Annotated in this window: 14 protein-coding genes and 1 pseudogene; 10 read left to right on the forward strand and 5 right to left on the reverse strand. The window is 63.0% G+C overall.

The features are described from left to right. Window positions 1-35 precede the first annotated feature (35 nt). The 3 genes from FOY53_RS15270 to FOY53_RS15280 all read left to right on the forward strand — a co-directional run bounded on the left by FOY53_RS15270 (window position 36) and on the right by FOY53_RS15280 (window position 2,980). Window positions 36-755, forward strand: coding sequence for a metallophosphoesterase (locus FOY53_RS15270; RefSeq protein ID WP_146590367.1), 720 nt, complete (start codon window positions 36-38; stop codon window positions 753-755). A gap of 203 nt (window positions 756-958) precedes the next feature. Further along, window positions 959-1,393, forward strand: coding sequence for a universal stress protein (locus tag FOY53_RS15275; protein WP_146590369.1), 435 nt, complete (start codon window positions 959-961; stop codon window positions 1,391-1,393). A gap of 42 nt (window positions 1,394-1,435) precedes the next feature. Next, window positions 1,436-2,980 carry an alanine/glycine:cation symporter family protein gene (locus FOY53_RS15280; RefSeq protein WP_146590372.1) on the forward strand — a complete coding sequence of 515 codons (1,545 nt, stop codon included), beginning with the start codon at window positions 1,436-1,438 and terminating at the stop codon, window positions 2,978-2,980. Window positions 2,981-3,178: 198 nt separating this feature from the next. Here the strand turns inward: FOY53_RS15280 and FOY53_RS15285 are convergent. Together FOY53_RS15285 and FOY53_RS23755 are read right to left on the reverse strand one after the other, a co-directional pair. Next, window positions 3,179-4,528 (reverse strand): annotated as a pseudogene (locus FOY53_RS15285) (uracil-xanthine permease family protein). Window positions 4,529-4,538: 10 nt separating this feature from the next. Then, entirely contained in the window at window positions 4,539-4,952 is a 414-nt protein-coding gene (locus FOY53_RS23755; protein WP_146590374.1) for an ureidoglycolate lyase, read from the reverse strand. A 43-nt stretch (window positions 4,953-4,995) separates the two neighbouring features. On the opposite strand from FOY53_RS23755, the gene smpB reads away from it, so the two are divergent. From smpB to FOY53_RS15315, 4 genes are all read left to right on the forward strand, one after another. After that, window positions 4,996-5,469: an SsrA-binding protein SmpB gene (smpB, locus tag FOY53_RS15295; RefSeq protein ID WP_146590376.1), complete on the forward strand. Its 474-nt coding sequence runs from the start codon at window positions 4,996-4,998 to the stop codon at window positions 5,467-5,469. Between the two features lie 117 nt (window positions 5,470-5,586). After that, window positions 5,587-6,459 carry a 3-mercaptopyruvate sulfurtransferase gene (gene sseA, locus FOY53_RS15300; protein ID WP_146590378.1) on the forward strand — a complete coding sequence of 291 codons (873 nt, stop codon included), beginning with the start codon at window positions 5,587-5,589 and terminating at the stop codon, window positions 6,457-6,459. After that, window positions 6,459-7,643, forward strand: a complete 1,185-nt coding sequence (locus FOY53_RS15305) for an amino acid aminotransferase (protein WP_146590380.1) — start codon at window positions 6,459-6,461, stop codon at window positions 7,641-7,643. The genes sseA and FOY53_RS15305 overlap by 1 nt, the downstream gene beginning before the upstream one ends. 496 nt (window positions 7,644-8,139) lie before the next feature. Further along, window positions 8,140-8,337: a CsbD family protein gene (locus tag FOY53_RS15315; protein ID WP_146590384.1), complete on the forward strand. Its 198-nt coding sequence runs from the start codon at window positions 8,140-8,142 to the stop codon at window positions 8,335-8,337. A 163-nt stretch (window positions 8,338-8,500) separates the two neighbouring features. On the opposite strand, the gene FOY53_RS15320 is transcribed toward FOY53_RS15315, so the two are convergent. Then, on the reverse strand, window positions 8,501-8,845 hold the full coding sequence (locus FOY53_RS15320) for an antibiotic biosynthesis monooxygenase family protein (protein ID WP_146590386.1): 345 nt from the start codon (window positions 8,843-8,845) through the stop codon (window positions 8,501-8,503). Between the two features lie 171 nt (window positions 8,846-9,016). Between FOY53_RS15320 and FOY53_RS15325 the strand changes: the two genes are divergently transcribed. Next, the gene (locus FOY53_RS15325; protein ID WP_146590388.1) at window positions 9,017-9,352 is read left to right on the forward strand and encodes a cupin domain-containing protein; all 336 of its coding nucleotides are present in this window, start codon (window positions 9,017-9,019) and stop codon (window positions 9,350-9,352) included. Between the two features lie 156 nt (window positions 9,353-9,508). Here FOY53_RS15325 and FOY53_RS15330 read toward each other — a convergent pair whose 3' ends face one another. Beyond that, window positions 9,509-10,714 carry a M24 family metallopeptidase gene (locus tag FOY53_RS15330; RefSeq protein ID WP_146590390.1) on the reverse strand — a complete coding sequence of 402 codons (1,206 nt, stop codon included), beginning with the start codon at window positions 10,712-10,714 and terminating at the stop codon, window positions 9,509-9,511. Between the two features lie 308 nt (window positions 10,715-11,022). After that, the gene (locus FOY53_RS15335) at window positions 11,023-11,814 is read right to left on the reverse strand and encodes a hormone-sensitive lipase (RefSeq protein WP_146590392.1); all 792 of its coding nucleotides are present in this window, start codon (window positions 11,812-11,814) and stop codon (window positions 11,023-11,025) included. 78 nt (window positions 11,815-11,892) lie between these two features. Here FOY53_RS15335 and FOY53_RS15340 point away from each other — a divergent pair, with 78 nt between their 5' ends. Next, window positions 11,893-13,368, forward strand: coding sequence for an NAD-dependent succinate-semialdehyde dehydrogenase (locus FOY53_RS15340; RefSeq protein WP_146590394.1), 1,476 nt, complete (start codon window positions 11,893-11,895; stop codon window positions 13,366-13,368). A gap of 193 nt (window positions 13,369-13,561) precedes the next feature. Continuing rightward, the gene (locus FOY53_RS15345; RefSeq protein ID WP_146590396.1) at window positions 13,562-15,715 is read left to right on the forward strand and encodes an esterase-like activity of phytase family protein; all 2,154 of its coding nucleotides are present in this window, start codon (window positions 13,562-13,564) and stop codon (window positions 15,713-15,715) included. The last annotated feature ends 84 nt before the right edge of the window (window positions 15,716-15,799 follow it).

Raw genomic sequence — 15,799 nt, forward strand, 5'->3', positions numbered from 1 at the left:
CGTGCAGGGTCGACTATCAGCGCAAGGAAGCGGAGATGACACCGATCTATGCCATCGGCGACATTCACGGCCAGGTCGGCGAACTGGACGGGGCGCTTGCCCGTATCGAAGTCGATGAAGATTCGTCGGCGCCGGTGGTGTTTCTGGGCGACTCGGTGGATCGCGGTCCCGACAGCCGGGCGGTGCTGCAAACCCTGATCGACGGTCAGGCCCGGGGTCGTCCCTGGATCACGCTGTTGGGCAACCACGATCGCTATATGCGCAATTTCCTGAACGGCAGCGGTGTTCGGCCGCCGGAATACCTTGACTGGCTCGACCCGAGAATCGGTGGGCAGAGCACCCTGGCCTCTTACGGGGTGGATGCCGACAGCCGTCGCCACAAGAGCGACATCCGGGCGGATGCCCTGCAGGCAGTGCCGCAGTCGCACCTGAAATTCCTCGACAACCTGCATCCGATGCACGAGACGGCAGAGCAGATCTTTGTACACGCAGGACTGCGCCCCGGCATAGCGCTTGCGCAGCAAAGCGAACATGACCTGATCTGGATCCGCGACGGGTTTCTCGAGCACACGGATGATTTCGGCCGACTGGTGGTGCATGGCCACACCGCGCTCAGGGCGCCGCGGCACTATGGCAACAGGCTGAACCTGGACAGTGGTGCGGGGTACGGTCGTCCCCTAACGGCGGCGCTGATCCGCGGGCGCGCGGCCTGGAACTTGACCAGGGATGGGCGTGATCCGATCCCGGCACCTTAATCCGTCGGCCCGGAGTCGCGCCGATCCTGCCCGTCCCGTCCGCGCATCTGCCCAAGATACGGGATCCCTCCCCGGGCCTGCGCAATTTCCGGGACCAGGGCGCATTTGCGGGGCGAACGCCGTTTTTTGGCACAACCTATCCGAAATTGAGTTTACGCTGACCCTGTTGCCACACCGGGGCACATCACAAAAAGGAGGTTCCAATGTCCGGAAAAATCGTCGTCGGATACGACGGCAGCGCCGCGGGACGGCGCGCTCTCGACTTTGCGCTGGCACGGGCCAAGGCGCAGGATTCAAGCGTCCTGATCGCGCACGTCCTGGAGTGGTCGCCCTATTCCTTTCTGACTCCTGACGAACTGGAAGAGCGCCACGTCCGGCGCAAGGAAGAGATGGCGCGCGCCGAAACAGCGGTCATTGGCCCGGTGCTGGAAAAGCTCAAGGATTCGGGCGTCGAGATCACGACAGTCATAAAGTACGGCCATATCGCCGAAAAGCTGGCCGAAATTGCAAAGGACTCAGGCGCGATACAACTGGTCGTCGGCCGGGACGGCCACGGGTCCCTGGCGGCGCGGGTGTTCGGGTCGGTCGCGGGAACTCTGGTGCAGATCGCCACAGTTCCGACCACCATCGTGCCCTGACCCGGGCGCCATTCCAAAAGAAAAACAGACAGGGATAGTCAAATGCAAACGTACATTCGCACCGCGCTTGCGGCCTTGGGGGTAACGCTGCTTGGCGCTGCTCCGGCGCTGGCGCAATCCATCGACGAACAGGTGAACGCGCTCTTCGCGTCGTCGACCGGCTGGTTTGTCAATTTCATCTTCAGTTCTTTTCCCGGCACCAATTTCCCGTGGATTGTTGGCTGGCTCGTGGTCGCGGCGACAATCTTTACCTTTTACTTCGGTTTTGTGCAGTTCCGCTTTTTCGGCCACGCCATCGCACTGGTCAAAGGCGATTATTCCGACCCCGATGACGCGGGCGAGGTCAGCCATTTCCAGGCACTTGCCACCGCGCTCTCGGGCACCGTCGGTCTGGGAAACATTGCAGGTGTTGCAGTGGCCGTCGGCATCGGCGGACCCGGGGCAACCTTCTGGATGATCCTGGCCGGGCTCATGGGCATGGCGTCGAAGTTTACCGAATGCACACTGGGCGTGAAATACCGCAACGAGTATCCGGACGGCACCGTTTCAGGCGGCCCGATGTATTACCTCACCAAGGGGTTTGCCGAACGCGGCACCCCGGGGGGCAAGGTGCTGGCCGTGCTGTTTTCGATCTTCTGCATCCTCGGGGCCCTGGGCGGCGGCAACATGTTCCAGGCCAACCAGGCGCACGCGCAGCTGACCAACGTTCTGGGGGATTACCCGGGCTGGATCACCGGCATCATCTTTGCGACCATTGTCTTTGCCGTGATCATCGGTGGTCTGAAGTCCATCGCACAGGTCACCGAAAAGGTCGTACCGATCATGGGTGTCCTCTATGTCGGGACTGCCTTGATTATCCTGCTGTTGAACTATGACAAGATCGGCTGGGCTTTCGGCCAGATTTTCGAGGGCGCCTTTTCCGGTCTTGGCGTCGCGGGTGGTCTTGTCGGGGCGCTGATCCAGGGCTTCAAACGGGCTGCGTTTTCCAATGAGGCCGGAGTCGGTTCCGCCGCCATCGCCCACTCTGCGGTGCGCACCAAAGAGCCGATCACCGAAGGCTTCGTATCGCTGCTGGAACCCTTTATCGACACCGTGGTGATCTGCACGATGACGGCGCTGGTGATCGTGATCACCGGTCAGCTGATGATGGATCCGGAAACCGGCAAGTTCATCCTGAACGAGGCGGGAACGGCAATCAAGACGGTGGGTGACGTGTCGGGTGTGGCACTGACCTCTGCGGCCTTCTCATCCTCGATCAGCGGCTTCAAGTACGTCCTCGCGATTGCTGTCATCCTGTTCGCCTTCTCGACCATGATCTCGTGGTCTTACTACGGCCTCAAGGCGTGGACCTACCTGTTCGGCGAGGGCAAGACCAAGGAACTGGTGTTCAAGGTGATCTTCTGCATCTTTGTGGTGATCGGCGCAGCCGCCAGCCTTGGCCCGGTCATCGACTTTTCGGATGCGGCGATCTTTGCAATGGCGGTGGTGAACATCATCGGGCTCTACTTCCTGATGCCGATCGTGATGCGGGAGCTGACGAGTTACACCCAGCGGCTGAAGACGGGCGAGATCAAAAAGTACGCCTGATCTGATCCACTTGCGGCCACTGCATTGCGCGGGCAACGACCCTGACGCGTCCCGCCCCGCGGGACACAGGATTGCCGCCGGTCCATCTGGTCGGCGAAAAACCCACATGGCCGCGATTCTTCGGGTCGCGGCCATGTCATGTGCCTATTTGATCGACGGCGACATGTTATTTTAATTTTCGCTCATGGCCCGTGGCTGTCAGTCCAGATCTTCCGGCAGCAGCAGGTTCAGAACGATGGACAGGGTGGCGGCGGGCAGCAAGCCGCTTGTCAGCAGGATCTGCAGTGTCTTGGGCAGATGCTGCAACGCGCTCGGTTCGAGCTGAAGTCCGAGGCCGACCGAGAGCGACACCGCAAAAATCACCATGTTGCGGCGGTTCCAGGTCACGTCCGACAACATGTTCACGCCGGCGGCGCAGACCATGCCGAACATCACCACCACGCCGCCCCCCAGAACGTTGATCGGCACCGTCGCCACTGCCGCGCCGATCTTTGGCACCAGACCGCAGAGGATCAGGAACACCGCCCCGATGGTCACCACATGGCGGCTCATCACGCCGGTCATCGAGATCAGTCCGACATTCTGCGAAAACGAGGTGTTGGGCAGCCCGCCGAACACGCCTGCAACCGCTGTGCCCAGACCATCGGCAAAGGTTGCACCGGAAATCTCCGCGTCGGTCGCCTCGCGCCCCGCGCCACCCTTGGTGATGCCCGAAACGTCGCCGACAGTCTCGATTGCCGAGATAACGGCCATGAAGCACATGCCGATGACGATCGCAAAGTTGAATTCAATTCCCCAGCGGAATGGATTGGGCAGGGCAAAGACTGCGGCGCGACCGAGGTTGCCAAAGTTGACCTGGCCCATCACCAGCGCCACCAGATAGCCCGCGATCAGGCCGATCAGGATTGCCGCGACCGACATCAGCCCCCTGGTGAAGAACTTGATGGCCAGCGTCACGACGATCACCACCAGCGCCGGCAGCCACATCGCGAAGGTGCCGAATTCCGGTTTGCCCATCAGCGGCACACCCCCGGCCGCATATTAGATGCCCACCCGCACCAGTGCGAGACCGATCATAAGCACGATCAGCCCGGTGACCAGCGGCGGCAGGGCAAAGCGCAGTTTTCCGACCACCGTGCCAAGGCAGAAGTGGAACAGCCCACCGATCATGACACCGGTCATCAGCCCGGCCATGCCCGCCACACCCTGACCGGCAACCGCCGGGATCATGATCGGCAGAAAGGCAAAGCTTGTGCCCTGCACGATCGGCAGGCGCGCCCCGACCGGACCCATGCCAATGGTCTGGAACAGTGTGGCGATGCCCGCGAACAGCATCGACATCTGGATCATGTAGATCAGGTTCGGAAAGTCAGGGCTGTTCGAGCCAAAGCCGAAGCCCGCCGCTCCGGCAACAATGATCGCCGGGGTCACGTTGCTGGCGAACATCGCCATGACATGCTGGATGCCCAGCGGCACCGCCTTGGCCAGCGGCGGTGTATAATTCGGATCGGCAAGCTGTGCCGGAGCTCCCAGGCTGGTGTCTGTCATTGTCATATCCCTAGTTGTTCAGTTGGTAACAGCCGAGGTGTGTCTCTTGCTGGACAGTGCCCGGAATGAAGCCCGGGCCACAGAGGCCGGGAGCGATGATCGAGTCGGGGGCGCTCAGCCGAAATTTTTCCAGAGTGGCCGTGCTGCCGATCCTGTCGATGACAGCAAACAGCCCCGCGCCGTGCCGCGGTGTCAACACGCCATGCCATGTGCCAGGGTGCAAGCTCACACCCCGGCCCGGCGCTGCCGGAAAAGCGTGCAGAGCCCCCGAAGTCGGGCCGATCTCGACCCTATCCGGATCAGCCAGCAGCGGGCGGTACCTTGCAGGACATGCAGCCCGAGTTCCATCACCTCGACCATGTGCCGCCGAGCGGCCGGCCTGTATCGGCGCGGCGCCCCTTGGTCCCCGCGCCCAAGCGCCTATCTAAGATGGACAGACCCGCCACCTTTGGATATCACCCGCGCTCATGGCACAGACAAAGTCAGATCCCAACTACAAGGTGCTCTCGGAAAACCGCAGGGCGCGCTATGACTATGCCATCGAGGATGACGTTGAATGCGGGATCATCCTGCAGGGCTCCGAGGTGAAATCCCTGCGTGAAAACGCCTGCAACATCGCCGAAAGCTATGCTGCGGTCGAAAATGGCGAACTCTGGCTGGTGAACTCGTATATCGCGCCCTATGACCGCGCCATGTTCGGCCACGAGGAACGGCGTCGCCGCAAGCTGCTGGTGTCGCGCAAGGAGCTGTCGCGGCTCTGGAACGAGACTCAGCGCAAGGGCATGACGCTGGTGCCGCTGGTGATGTACTTCAATCACAAGGGCATCGCCAAAGTGAAGATCGGCATCGCCAAGGGCAAGAAGAATCACGACAAGCGTGAAGCCGACGCCAAGCGTGATTGGGGCCGCCAGAAGGCACGTCTGCTGCGCCACAACGGTTGAACCGGCGCTGTGGGGCGGAACAGGAACATCCTGTGACGCCCGTCTGAGCTGCCAGCCAGCCCTTGCCACCCCGGCCCTTGCGGAATATGCACGGGAACAGCTTCTTATGGGGGGAACATGGCCCAAGACGATCCCAGAACGCTGGTCTCGACCGACTGGCTCGCCCGGCACCTCAAGGACCCGGACCTGCGCATCCTTGATGCCAGCTGGCATATGCCGGACGCAGGCCGTGACGCCAGGGCGGAATTTGCGTCCGAACATATTCCGGGCGCCCGGTTCTTTGACATCGAGGATATCAGCGACAGCCGCTCGGACCTTCCGCACATGGCGCCGCCGATCGAGAAATTCATGTCCCGTTTGCGGGCGCTGGGCGTGGGCGACGGGCATCAGGTGGTGGTCTACGACACCGCCGGGTTGTTTTCGGCCGCGCGGGTCTGGTGGCTGTTCCGGCTGATGGGTCAGATGGACGTCGCGGTGCTGGACGGGGGCCTTGCCAAATGGCGCGCCGAGGGCCGCGAGACCGAGGACATGCCGCCCATTGTCCGCGACCGTCACATGACCGTGCGCCGCCAGAATCAGATGGTGAAGGACGTGACCCAGGTTGCCGCGGCCTCCAAGCTGGGCGATTACGAAATCCTCGACGCCCGCGCGCCCGCGCGTTTTCGTGGCGACGCGCCCGAGCCGCGCCCCGGTCTGCGGGCAGGCCACATCCCGGGCTCGAAGAATGTGCACTACGCCACGCTGCTGAACGATGACGGCACGATGAAGGACTCCGATGCGCTGAAGGCCGTTTTCGGCTCGGCGGGCGTGAATTTGTCCAAGCCGGCCATCACCACCTGCGGGTCCGGAGTGACGGCCGCTATCGTGTCGCTGGCGCTCGAGCGTATCGGCAAGACCGACCATTCCCTTTATGACGGGTCCTGGGCGGAATGGGGCATGTTCCCCACCGTACCCGTGGAAACCGGACCCGCCGCCACCGGAGACATCTGATGTTCGAAACCCTCAAGGAACAACCCGCGGACAAGATCCTGATGCTGATGCAGGCCTTCAAGGAAGACCCGCGCGACACCAAGATCGACCTCGGTGTCGGCGTCTACAAGGACGCCAGCGGCAACACCCCGATCATGCGCGCGATCAAGGCCGCCGAACAGCAGCTCTGGAACTCCGAACAGACCAAGGCCTACACCGGGCTGGCCGGTGATCCGGCCTTTGGCGATGCGATGGTCGCGCTGGTGCTGGGCGATGCCGTGCCACGTGCCAATGTCGCCGCCGCTGCGACCCCGGGCGGGACGGGAGCTGTGCGGCAGGGCTTTGACATGGTGCGTCAGGCCAACCCGGATGTGCGGGTCTTTGTCTCGAATCCGACCTGGCCGAACCACCTGTCGATCCTCAAGCACATGGGGATCCCGATGGTCCCCTACCGCTATTTCGACGAAGACACCCGTGGCGTCGATTTCGACGGGATGATGGCCGATCTCGCGCAGGCGAAAAAAGGCGACGTGGTGCTGCTGCATGGCTGCTGCCACAATCCCACCGGTGCCAACCTGAACCTGGCACAGTGGAACGAGGTCGTGGCCCTGCTGCTGAAAACCGGCGCGACGCCGATGATCGACATCGCCTATCAGGGCTTTGGCGATGGTCTCGACGCCGATGCCGAAGCGACGCGGCTGGTGGCCTCCTCGGTGCCGGAATGCCTGATCGCGGCAAGCTGTTCAAAAAACTTCGGCATCTACCGCGAACGCACCGGCCTGCTGATGGCGGTGTCGCAGGATGCCTCGGCGCAAAAGCTCAACCAGGGCACGCTGAACTATCTCAACCGGCAGAACTTCAGCTTTCCGCCCGATCACGGGGCCCGTCTGGTGACCATGGTGCTGACCGACGACGCACTGCGCGCCGATTGGAGCGCCGAGCTGGAAGAAGTCCGCAATTCCATGCTGGGTCTGCGCGAACAACTGGCATCCGAGCTTCAGCGGCTGTCCGGCTCTGACCGCTTCGGCTTTATCGCCCAGCACCGCGGCATGTTCTCGCGGCTCGGCACCACACCCGAGATGGTCGAAAAGCTGCGCGCCGATCATGGCATCTACATGGTGGGCGATTCCCGGCTCAACATCGCGGGTCTGAACAAGACGACCGTGCCGATCCTCGCCAAGGCGATCATCGACGTCGGCATCTGAGCCTGCGGGCTGACCGCTGGGGTCATTGCAATTGACGGATACAGGCGCTCCCGGGTTCGGGGGCGCTTTTTTGCGTTCCGGCACCGCGCGTCACAGATCAAAGGAACCATTCTTCAGGTCGCACGTTATTTGGGCACAGAGCAATCGCCGTGGCAGACGCGCCCGGCCATACACACAGAGTGAGGACCTTCGCATGAGCCGCATCATTTATATCATCGGTCTGATCGTCGTCGTTCTGATCATCCTCTCCTTCCTCGGCCTGCGCTGAGGGCGAGAGGACGGCGAAATCCGACATCCGGTGCTCTGCACGCCGGGCTGACGGTACACGCCATATCTGAAAGTAACCTGCCTGCGCGACGGCCTTTTCGCCGCGCAAGCTGATGACGCGCGGCACGCCGTGCCGCGGTCTCGAATGCGCCTCAGCGGGCGCATTCTGTTCGCTTGCAACACACGGAGCAGGTCTGGTCCTGCCCGGAAACCCCTGAAAGGAAAACCCATGAACTGGGATCAAGTCGAAGGCAAATGGAAAGAAATGACCGGCAACATCAAGGCACAGTGGGGCGATCTCACGGATGACGAGGTTACCGAGATCAACGGCAACCGTCAGGCGCTGGAAGGTAAGATCCAGGCCAAGTACGGCAAATCCAAGGAAGAAGCGCAACGCGAAGTCGACGACTTCCTGAACCGCTACTGAGTTTGCTCGGCGTGGCTGTCGCCCCCGGCAGCCACGTCCGACAAGCCCGAAAAGGCGTTCCCGACCGGGGGCGCCTTTTCGGTGTCACTCTCTCCTCGACAATCCCGCCCGTTCAGCCGCCTCTAATGTGTCCTGGCCCCTTTCGCGGTGAACGCGCGGCTGGTCAGCCGTGCACGTCGAGACTGTCCTGCGGGGCCTGCTCGCGGTCGAACATGCCGTAATCGCGGATCACGTGGCAGACTTTCAGGCGATAATCCGAAAACACGCCTTCGCGGCCACGCCGCTGTGCGCCTCGGTGCCCGTGAAGCTGGCGCCAGCGCTGAACCGCGGCTTCGTCCTCGAAAAAACTGATCGACAGCAGCTTGCCCGGGTTGGTCAGACTCTGGAACCGTTCGACGGACAGAAACCCCTCCACCTCTTCGACCAGCGGCCGCATCGCGGCGGCAATGTCCAGGTATTCCTCCTTGCGCCCCTCCGCAGGGATCACTTCAAAGATAATCGCGATCATGGCCACACTCCCTCACTGTTGGATGCACCATGCGGACCTGTTCCTGCACTGACAAGCCCCGGTCGCACTGTCCCGGAAGATCACCGGCCAGGCCACAGATCAGAGTCAATGCCCCTTGCGCCGACACAGCAAGCGCGGCCAGATGGCGATGTCAAAGCCCGGAGTCCTCCCATGCACATCCTACCCGTGACACCCTCGGTTCTTGCCGAATACGATGCACCCGCACCCGATCGGCTGATTTCCGGGTCACCCAGGTTCACCACCTGGAATCTGGAAGAGCGCGACGGGCTTTATTGCGGCATCTGGCAGTCGACACCCGGCAAGTGGCGTATTGCCTACGACGAATGGGAATACTGCCGAATTCTTTCCGGGGTATCGGTCCTGACCGAAGAGGGGCAGCCGCCCCAGACCTACCGCGCCGGCGACAGCTTCATCCTGCGCCCCGGGTTTACCGGCACATGGGAAGTGGTCGAAACCACCACCAAGGATTATGTGATCCGCCTGTGACCGGATCAGTGCGAACCTCCCATGCCCCTGGCGGCCTTTTGCGACCCGCGCCCGACCAGCGACAGACATGGCAAATCTCGCTCGGCGCGCCGGTCCTGGCGACATCCGAGCGGCAGGGGCGGGCAAATAATTGCCCGCGCCAGTTGTGGAAATGCCTCAGACCACGTTGAAGCCGGGGCCGTAGGGATAGTGGGTGATGTCTTCGGCCCCATCCGCATGCACCACCAGAATGTCATGCTCGCGGTATCCGCCCGCGCCCGGCTGCCCGGCCGGGATGGTCAGCATCGGTTCCATCGAAATCACCATTCCAGGCTCAAGCACGGTGTCGATGTCTTCGCGCAGTTCCAGCCCGGCTTCGCGGCCGTAAAAATGCGACAGCACGCCAAAGCTGTGCCCATAGCCAAAGGTGCGGTATTGCAGCAACTGGCGCTCTTCCAGAAAATCATTGATCTTGAGCGTGATCTCGGAACAGGTCGCACCCGGCTTCAGCAATGACATGCCATATTCGTGACAGGCCACGTTCGCCTCCCAGATGGCACGCGACGCCGCGTCGACTTCACCCACGAACATGGTGCGTTCCAGTGCGGTGTAATAGCCGGAGATCATCGGAAAAGTGTTGAGCGACAGGATGTCGCCGCGCTGCAACTTCCGCGCTGTCACCGGATTGTGTGCGCCGTCGGTGTTCAGCCCGGACTGGAACCAGACCCAGCTGTCCCGGTATTCGGCCTCCGGAAAGGCCCGCGCAATCTCGGTCTCCATCGCATCGCGCCCGGCCATGGCGACGTCGATTTCGCGCACACCCTCACGGATTGCGTCCTTTATGGCAAAGCCGCCGACATCCGCCACCCGGGCCCCTTCGCGGATCAGGGCAATCTCGGCTTCGGATTTGTGCATGCGCTGGCGCATTGTCGCGTCGTTGACTGCAACCCTTCCTTTGGGAGCGAGAAAGGTGTCGAGTTTTGCCAGCCCCTGAAGGGTCAGATGGTCCTCTTCAAAGCCGACGACCTGACCGGTGCCGGTAACCGACAGGATTGCACGCCAGAAGTTGTCGCGCTGCCAGTCGGTATAGGTGATGTTGTCGCCGTGGCAGCGCCGCCAGGGCTGGCCCGCGTCGATGCCCGCCGAAATGGTGACTGATTCGGTGGCGGTGACAACCAACCCGTACGGCCGCCCGAAGCTGCAATACAGAAAGCCCGAGTAATAGGCGATGTTGTGCATGGAGGTGAAGACACAGGCGGTGACGCCCAATCTTTCCATACTGCTGCGCAGGCCGGACAGCCGGGCGTCGTATTCTGATGCCGCAAACGGCAGGGCAGCTTTGTCGCCATTGTGAAACCGATAGAATTCAGGACGTTGTGTCATGTGACCCTCCAGAGAGCTATCGCATCCGGGAGTCATGGCAAACCTGACCCGCCTGTGACGCGACACAGAAAGGTCCCGGCGTTCAGGACGGGGAAAAAGCTCAAGGGGATCCCATGCGGCGACGCCATCGCCCTGCTTTGCAACAGCGATACGCCCGAAGGCGCCGCCACGCAAGATGGGTTTTCGGTCGCCGGATGCGGCGGTTGAAAAACGGCCCCGCTCGGCCCGGGAGGAGCCCCCGGTCGCGCCGCGCACCTGACGCCAGTCGGCAATCCGTCGGCCCGGGTCTTGCGCTGCCGGGCCCGGCGCTATGGCGCCAGCACCCGGCGGACCATTGCGCTGTCAGGATCCAGCAATCCGTCGATCACGTCAAAATGGTGTTTTGCGGGCTCGACCACATGGCCGCAACGCCATGCCTCGGCCAGCCACCGGGCCTGATCCAGAAAGGCCGGCCGCTCGTCGGCGCCGACCCATACGGTCACCGGCATTTCAGGCGCCTGCTGAAACACCGGGCTTTCGGCAAGGGCTTCGTCCGGGTCGAGCTTAAAATCGGTGTTCATCTGTGTGTCCAGCAGCGGGCGCAGGTCCGACACTGGTGAAATCGGCATCGCATGCGCGATCCGGCGGTGCACCTCGGCATCCAGCATCCCCGGAGCGAGCATCCGCGCCACCAGGTGACCGCCAGCCGAATGCCCGACCAGGCGCAACGGTCCCGCCACCTCGTGCGCGGCCACCGTCACGGCCTGCGCCACCTGGCGCGAGATGTCCGTGATCCGCACCCGCGGGACCAGATCGTAGGACGGCATCGCCACGGCCTGGCCGTGGCTCAGTAAACCGGTGGCAAGATGCGAGAACAGATTGCGGTCAAACCGCCGCCAGTAGCCGCCGTGCACAAACACGGTCAGTCCCTGTGGCGGCGCGTCGGGCAGAAACAGATCCAGCGCCTGCCGCGCGCCGTGTCCGTACATCAGCCCCAGCCGCGCCCGCCCCGTCACCGACAGCCGTTTGCGACAGGATTCGGCGGCGGCATCCCAGCGCGGCGCATAGCCTTCGGCGTCGGGGATATGACCGACATTGTCATAGGCATCGTCAATGTCCATTGCTTTCCTCGTGCTGAATTCTGAACTATATGCATAGCAGACGATGCGCCGCAGACTTCTGCAATATCGGAGACAGACATGCTCGACCAGACAACCAATCTCGCCTCGCTGCTCAATGACCCCAGCCTGCTGGAAACCCGCGCCTATATCGGCGGAAAATGGGTGGACGGAGACAAGGGCACCTTTGACGTGACCAACCCGGCGCGCGGCGATGTGGTGGCAAGGGTCGCCGACCTGTCCCGCGCCCAGGTCAACGGCGCCATCGCCCAGGCCGAGGCGGCGCAGAAGGACTGGGCCAGGTGGACCGGCAAGGAGCGCGCGGCGGTGCTGCGCAAGTGGTTCGACCTGATCATGGCCAACCAGCACGACCTCGGGGTGATCCTGACCGCAGAGCAGGGCAAGCCGCTGACCGAGGCCAAGGGCGAGATCGCCTACGGCGCGTCGTTCATCGAATTCTTCGGCGAAGAGGCCAAGCGCATCTATGGCGAGATGATCCCCGGCCACCAGCGTGACAAGCGCATCATGGTGATCAAGCAGCCGATCGGCGTCGCCGCCTCGATCACGCCGTGGAACTTTCCCAACGCGATGATCACCCGCAAATGCGGCCCCGCGCTGGCGGCGGGCTGTGCGTTCGTGGCCCGTCCGGCGGCAGAGACCCCGTTGTCGGCCATCGTTCTGGCGGTTCTGGCCGAGCGGGCCGGGATTCCGGCCGGGGTGTTCAACGTGGTGCCGTCGTCCTCTGCCTCGGAAATCGGCAAGGAGTTCTGCGAAAACCCGGCGGTGCGCAAGCTGACCTTTACCGGCAGCACCGAGGTCGGGCGCATCCTTCTCAGGCAGGCGGCGGATCAGGTGATGAAATGTTCGATGGAACTGGGTGGCAATGCGCCGTTCATCGTGTTTGACGATGCGGATCTGGATGCCGCTGTCGAAGGCGCGATCCTGTGCAAGTTCCGCAACAACGGCCAGACCTGCGTCTGCGCCAACCGGCTGTACGTGCAGGCGGGCATCTATGATGCCTTCGCCGAAAAACTGCGGGCGCGGGTGGCAGCGATGAAGGTGGGCGACGGTCTTGAGGACGGCACCGATCTGGGGCCGCTGATCAACCGTGACGCGATCGACAAGGTGCAAGAACATATTGCCGATGCGAAGGCCAAGGGTGGCGCGGTCATTCTGGGGGGCGAGACGCAGGAGATGCAGGGCAACTTCTTTGCCCCGACCATCGTCACCGGCGCCACCAAGGACATGCTGTTTTCGACCGAGGAAACCTTTGGTCCGTTGGCGCCGCTGTTCAAGTTCGAGGACGAAGACGAGGTGATCGCCCTGGCGAATGACACGATCTTCGGGCTCGCCTCCTATTTCTACGCCAAGGATCTTGCCCGGGTTTACAAGGTCGCCGAGGCGCTGGAATACGGCATCGTCGGCGTGAACACCGGCATCATCTCGACCGAACTGGCACCCTTCGGCGGGGTCAAGCAGTCGGGGCTGGGCCGCGAAGGCAGCCATCACGGCATCGAGGATTACCTGGAAATGAAATACGTCTGCCTGTCGGTCTGATCCGGCCGGCAAACTGATCCGAATGTGCGCGCCCCTGCGGGGCGCGCGCTGTGCGTCTCGTTTCCCGCCTGCGGCGGGACACTCGGGCGGGCGCCTGTGGGACCCGAAAGATGTCACGCGGACGTTGCAAAACTGTCAAACCGGTGTTGTCCAAACGGCGCACACCGCCCCAATGATAACCTGGGGGACATTCATGCCAATCCGCACCTTCTGCCTGACCTCGGCCCTCGCGCTGAGCGCGGGCGCGGCCTGTGCCGACAAGAACTTCAATCGCATTGCAAGCTTTGCCACGCCGGGCAACATGGCGGCCGGTGAGGTCGTCACCCGGGAAAGTTCGGCTGAAATCATCTCGGTCAGCGGTGACGGCATGACGCTGGCCTATACCGACAGCCCGCTTCGGGTGCTTGGGCGGATCGACATCAGCGACCCGGCCAATCCGCAGCCGCTGGGCAACATAGCCCTGGGCGGCGAGCCGACTGCGGTCAGTGTCGTGGGCAAGACCGCCTATGTCGCGGTGAACACGTCGCAAGATCACTTCGCGCCGTCGGGACACCTTGCGGCCTTCGACCTGGTCTCGGGCGATGAGCTGGGACGCTGCGATCTGGACGGTCAGCCGGATTCCACCGCCTTTGCCAGCGACGGCTCGTTCCTGGCGGTTGCCATCGAGAACGAGCGCGACGAGGAGGTCGGTGACGGGCGGGTCGGGCAACTGCCCGCCGGTGACGTGGTGCTGATCGATCTTGCCGACGGATCGCCGGACTGCGCCAGCCTGCGCCACATCGACGTGACCGGGCTGGCTGATATCGCGCCCGAGGACCCCGAGCCGGAATTCACCGATATCAATGCCCTGGGCGAGGTCGCGGTGACCTTGCAGGAGAACAATCACATCGTCATCCTGTCGCGCGACGGCACCGTCCTGAACCACTTCAGCGCCGGATCGGTGGATCTTGTCGGTATCGACGCCACCGACGAACGCGCCGTACTGCGGTTTGACGAGGCCCAGCCCGCCCGGCTGCGGGAACCGGATGCGGTGCAGTGGATCGACGACAATCATCTCGTCATCGCCAACGAAGGCGACATGGACGGCGGGTCACGCGGATTCACCGTGTTCCACAAGGACGGCACCGAGGTTTATGAAAGCGGCGCCAGTTTTGAACATGCCGTGGCGCAGGCAGGTCATTATCCGGACAAACGCTCGGACGCCAAGGGGATCGAACCCGAGGGCATGGAGATCGCCACATACGATGGCGTGCCCTACATGTTCCTGCTGGCCGAGCGGGCTTCGGTGATCGGGGTCTATGACATGCGCGATCCGGCGAGCCCGGTGCTGCGCCAGATCCTGCCCTCGGGAATTGCGCCCGAGGGTGTCGTGGCCATTCCGCAGCGCAACCTTTTGGTCACCGCAAACGAGGCGGATCTGGTCGAGGATGGCGGCCCCCGCGCGCATGTCATGATCTACGAATACGCCGAAGGCGCGGCGGCCTATCCGACGCTGACCTCCTCCGGAGCCGGGACACTGATCGGCTGGGGCGCGATTTCCGGCATGGTGGCTGGCGAGGGGGCGACGCTATATGCGGTGAACGACAGCTTTTACGGCTTTCAGCCGACGATCTTCACCATCGACACCGCTGTGACTCCGGCGCAAATCACCAGCGCCCTGCCGGTGACCCGGGCCGGCAGCCCGGCGCAGAAACTGGACATGGAAGGCATCACGCGTGACGGTGACGGCGGTTTCTGGGTGGCCTCCGAGGGGCGGAGCGACCGTCTGGTGCCGCATGCGCTCTACCACGTGAATGCCAAAGGCGAGATCACGGATGAAGTGAGCCTGCCCGCCGCGCTTCTGGCGCAGGAAACCCGGTTCGGCTTTGAGGGTGTGACTAGGGTTGGTGACTGGTTGTGGATGGCGATGCAGCGCGAATGGGGTGACGATCCCAGGGATCATGTGAAACTGGTCGCCTACAATGTCGAGACCGAAGAATGGGGCGCGGTGCTCTATCCCAAGGCGGCGGCCGACGTCGGCTGGACCGGACTGTCCGAGATCGTGGCCCGCGGCGACTGGGTCTACGTGATCGAGCGGGACAACCAGATCGGAGACGCCGCCAGGGTCAAGAAGATCTACCGTATTCCCGCTGCCGACATGGTGCCGGGCGCGCTGGGCGCGGAGCTGACCGTGGTCCGAAAGGAAGAGGTCCGCGACCTGATCCCGGACCTCAAGGCCTGGGGCGGCTATGTTGCGGACAAGGTCGAAGGGCTGGCAATTCTGGACGACGGCACCTTCTGGGTGTCGACCGACAATGACGGAGTCGACGACAGCTCGGGCGAAACCTTTATGTGGTCGTTCAAATAGGCGGCAGCCGGGCCCGTCTGCTCTGGCGTGCAGGGAGGGCGGCGGATCGGTGAAGGGTGATGTCGGTGACTGCGCCTGCCCTGT

It is taken from the genome of Puniceibacterium confluentis (genome assembly GCF_007923445.1).
Classification (GTDB): Bacteria; Pseudomonadota; Alphaproteobacteria; order Rhodobacterales; family Rhodobacteraceae; genus Puniceibacterium; species Puniceibacterium confluentis.

Coding starts and splice junctions, on each gene's coding strand:
- FOY53_RS15270 (WP_146590367.1), top strand. CDS start 36: ATGACACCGATCTATGCCATCGGCGACATTCACGGCCAGGTCGGCGAA.
- FOY53_RS15275 (WP_146590369.1), top strand. CDS start 959: ATGTCCGGAAAAATCGTCGTCGGATACGACGGCAGCGCCGCGGGACGG.
- FOY53_RS15280 (WP_146590372.1), top strand. CDS start 1,436: ATGCAAACGTACATTCGCACCGCGCTTGCGGCCTTGGGGGTAACGCTG.
- smpB (WP_146590376.1), top strand. CDS start 4,996: ATGGCACAGACAAAGTCAGATCCCAACTACAAGGTGCTCTCGGAAAAC.
- sseA (WP_146590378.1), top strand. CDS start 5,587: ATGGCCCAAGACGATCCCAGAACGCTGGTCTCGACCGACTGGCTCGCC.
- FOY53_RS15305 (WP_146590380.1), top strand. CDS start 6,459: ATGTTCGAAACCCTCAAGGAACAACCCGCGGACAAGATCCTGATGCTG.
- FOY53_RS15315 (WP_146590384.1), top strand. CDS start 8,140: ATGAACTGGGATCAAGTCGAAGGCAAATGGAAAGAAATGACCGGCAAC.
- FOY53_RS15320 (WP_146590386.1), bottom strand. CDS start 8,845: ATGATCGCGATTATCTTTGAAGTGATCCCTGCGGAGGGGCGCAAGGAG.
- FOY53_RS15325 (WP_146590388.1), top strand. CDS start 9,017: ATGCACATCCTACCCGTGACACCCTCGGTTCTTGCCGAATACGATGCA.
- FOY53_RS15330 (WP_146590390.1), bottom strand. CDS start 10,714: ATGACACAACGTCCTGAATTCTATCGGTTTCACAATGGCGACAAAGCT.
- FOY53_RS15335 (WP_146590392.1), bottom strand. CDS start 11,814: ATGGACATTGACGATGCCTATGACAATGTCGGTCATATCCCCGACGCC.
- FOY53_RS15340 (WP_146590394.1), top strand. CDS start 11,893: ATGCTCGACCAGACAACCAATCTCGCCTCGCTGCTCAATGACCCCAGC.
- FOY53_RS15345 (WP_146590396.1), top strand. CDS start 13,562: ATGCCAATCCGCACCTTCTGCCTGACCTCGGCCCTCGCGCTGAGCGCG.